1 protein-coding gene is annotated in these 639 nt (G+C 36.8%); it reads right to left on the bottom strand.

Going from position 1 to position 639, the window contains the following annotated elements; all coding sequences use genetic code 11:
• Nucleotides 1–575 (bottom strand): hypothetical protein (locus ACFINU_RS10290; RefSeq protein ID WP_375667732.1); only part of this gene is annotated, 575 nt, incomplete at its 3' end.
• Between the last annotated feature and the right edge of the window lie 64 nt (nucleotides 576–639).

Below are 639 nucleotides of genomic sequence, written 5' to 3'. Positions count from 1 at the left end.
ACCTTGCCATAAATTTTAGCACGACCATTAATAACAGCATAATTATAAACCTTGGCATAGCTATGAATACGGGCAGAGCCAGCAACAATGGCACGACCATAGACGCGTGCATAACTAAAAACCGTAGCATCATAAGAAACATGAGCATAATCATAAATATGAGCATCAGCAAGAACGCGGGCAGCACCACTCACATGAGCATACCCATAAACATTGCCATAAACATGAGCATTGCCATAGACACAAGCATGGTCATAAATTTTTGCGTATTGAGAGATGAAAGCCTTGCCATAGATTTCACAATTCCCATAGACTTGACCACAAACTTGAGAAAAATGCCGTATTTTTGCATTTTCAGAAACGACGGCATAGCCATACACACAAGCATTATCATAAACCCAGCAATTGCCATCATGGGATAGATTAGCTTCCTTTTCAATAAAGCCCCCTAAATCCCCCGTCTTAACATCATCAAAATCTTTTAAAGCTTTAATGCGATAAAGATTTATAATATTTCGAGTAAGTGCATGTTTGATTTTTTTAATTTCACTGGTTAATTCGTATTTTTTGCACATAGAGATACCCTCACAATCTAATGTGATAAACGTTTTCTAAAATTTGAAATGGAAAATTGGATTG

The sequence above is a fragment of the Bartonella sp. AC130YNZD genome, from assembly GCF_042196865.1.
In the GTDB taxonomy this organism is placed as follows: Bacteria; Pseudomonadota; Alphaproteobacteria; order Rhizobiales; family Rhizobiaceae; genus Bartonella.
The sequence above is the reverse complement of the archived record's forward strand: the minus strand, read 5'-3'. Positions and strand labels throughout refer to the sequence as shown.